The sequence below is a fragment of the Amycolatopsis sp. NPDC003861 genome, assembly GCF_053605405.1.
Genome location: NZ_JBSGJD010000477.1, coordinates 1 through 2,742, shown reverse-complemented (window position 1 = coordinate 2,742; position 2,742 = coordinate 1). Strand labels below are relative to the sequence as shown.

At 77.8% G+C, this 2,742-nt stretch carries 1 protein-coding gene; it reads right to left on the bottom strand.

Annotated features, from left to right (window positions below; all coding sequences use genetic code 11):
• A partial coding sequence (locus tag ACWEVN_RS47475; RefSeq protein WP_452055659.1) for an acyltransferase domain-containing protein occupies positions 1–2,742 on the bottom strand: 2,742 nt, incomplete at both ends.

Here is a 2,742-nt window from a genome sequence, read left to right as displayed (position 1 = left end):
ACCGGGGTCGCGCCGCACCAGCCGGGGCACCAGGGCGCGGCCGGCCCGGATCGCCAGCTGGCCCACGCCGGCCGCGGCCACCTCGGCCACCGCGGCCCGCGACGCGGGGTCGTCGTCGACGTCGACCAGGACGAACCGGCCGGGGTGCTCGTTCTGCGCGGTCCGCACCAGGCCCCACACCGGCGCCTGGGCCAGGTCGACGACGTCGCCGGGCGCCGCCGCGACGGCGTGGGCCGTGGCCACCACCAGCGGGTCTTCGCGGTCGGCGGCGAGCCACCGCTGGAGCGCTTCGACGGTCTCGGCGACCACCGTTTCCGGGTCGTCGCCGGTCACCCAGCGGACGTCGGCGGCCGGCCGGCCGTCCTGCTCGGGGCGCGCCGGAGCCGGTGACCAGGCCACGAAGAAGAGGCCGCCGGACCGGCGCCGGACGTCGCCGGTGGTCACCGGCCGGGTGGTGACGCGGTCGATCGCGGCCACCGGTGCGCCGGTGGTGTCGGCGACGTCCACCCGGAACGCGTGCGGGCCGAGCGGGCGCCACCGGACCCGCACCGCGGTCGTCCCGGTCGCGTGCACCCGGGCGCCCCGCCATTCGAACGGCATCGCGGCCCCGGCGCCGGCCACCACCGCTTCGACGGCACCGACGTGCAGGGCGGCGTCCAGCACCGCCGGTTCGATCAGGGAACCGGCGCCGGCTTCGGGCAGTTCGACTTCGGCGTAGCGGTCGTCGCCGAGCCGCCAGGCGCGCCGCAGCCCGCGGAACCCGGGCCCGTAGCCGAAACCCGCCTCCTCGAGCGCGTCGTACGCCCCCGTCACGTCGAAGGGTTGCGCCCCTTCGGGAGGCCAGTCGGTCAGTGGCTCGCCGAGGTCGTCCGGGGTCGCCGGGCCGGCCACCGCGGTCGCGTGGCACACCCACTCCTCGTCCGGCCCGTCGGCGCACGAGTGCACGGTCACCGCCCGGTTCCCGTCCTCGCCGGGGGCGGCGACGCGCACCTGCACCCGGCGGGCCGAACGGTCGGCCAGCACCAGCGGCGATTCCAGCAGCAGCTCCCCGATTTCGGGGCAGTCCACCTGCGCCCCGGCGTGCCACACCCACTCCGCGATCGCCGTGCCCGGCACCACGACCGTGCCGAACACGACGTGCCCGGACCACCACGGCTGCAGCCCGGTCCCGACGCGGCCGGTCAGGACCACCCCGGCCTCCGGGGTCAGGTCGACCACCGCGCCGAGGACGGGGTGGGCGGAGGACCGCTGCCCCAGCGCGGTCGCGTCCGCGGCGGTCGCGGAGGTGAACCAGAACCGCTCGTGTTCGAAGGGGTAGGCCGGCAGCGGCACCCGCGCGGCCGGGCGGCCCAGCACCGCGGGCCAGTCCACCGCCACTCCCGTGGTGAACGCCGCGGCCAGACCGGCGAGCACCCGCTCCGGGCGGTCGTCGTCGCGGCGCATGGTGCCGGCGACCGCCACCGGCACGTCGGCCGCCTGCGCCGTTTCGGTGATCGCCATGGCCAGCGCGCTGTGCGGGCCCACTTCGAGGAAGTTCCGCACCCCCTGGTCCAGCGCGAACCGCACACCCTGGTCGAACCGGACGCTGTCGCGCACCTGCCGCACCCAGTAGCCGGCGTCCGGCGCGATCGGCCGCCCGGTCACCGTGGACACGAGCGGGATCTGCGGCCTGCGGTAGGTCAGCCCGGCCGCGACGCGTTCGAAGTCCGCCAGCATCGGCTCCATCAGCGGGGAGTGGAACGCGTGGCTGACCCGCAGCCGGTTCACCCGCCAGCCCGCGGCGCGCAGGTCGGCGGCCAGCGCGTCGACGGCGTCGGTCTCCCCCGACAGCACCGCCGAACCCGGGCTGTTGACCGCCGACACGACCACGCCGGTGCCCGCCAGCAGCGGCGCCAGCCGGTCGGCCGCGTCCCGGCCGTCCGGCGTCGCCACGGCCGCCATCCCGCCGCCGGCCGGGAGCGCCTGCATCAGGTTCGCCCGGGCGGAGACCAGCTTCGCGGCCGACGGCCGATCGAGGACCCCGGCCACGTGGGCGGCGGTGATCTCCCCGATCGAGTGCCCCAGGACGTAGTCCGGCCGGACCCCCGCCGCGGACAGCACTTCCCACAGCGCGACTTCGACGGCGAACAGGGCCGGCTGGGTGTAGCCGGTTTCGTCGAGGGCGGCGGCGTCGGTGCGCAGTACCTGCGCGAGGCCCGGGCAGTCCAATTCGGCCACCACGGCTTCCAGGGTCCGGGCGAACAGCGACGTCTCCGGCCACGACCGGCCCACGCCCGCCCACTGCGCGCCCTGGCCGGGGAAGACGAGCGCGGTCCGGCCCGGCACGACCGTCCCGCGCACGACGGTGGGGGCGGCCTCGCCCGCGGCCACGGCCCGCAGCCCGGCGGTCCCCGAACCGGCGCCGTCCGCCAGCACGACCGCCCGGTGGGCCAGCGCCGTCCGGGCGGCCAGCGTGGCGGCCGTGGCCGTGCCGTCGGGGCCGGCGGCCGCGGCGACGCGCCCGGCGTGGGCGGCCAGCGCGGGCGCGGTGCGCGCCGAGAGCACCCACGGCACGACGTCACCGGGGAACAGCGCGGGCCCGGCCTCCTCGGCGACGGCGTCCGCGGGCGCCTGTTCGAGGATCAGGTGGGCGTTGGTGCCGCTGATGCCGAACGACGACACCCCGGCCCGGCGCGGGCGGTCGACCGCCGGCCACTCGCGTTGCTCGGTGAGCAGCCGGACTTCCCCGGCCGACCAGTCCAC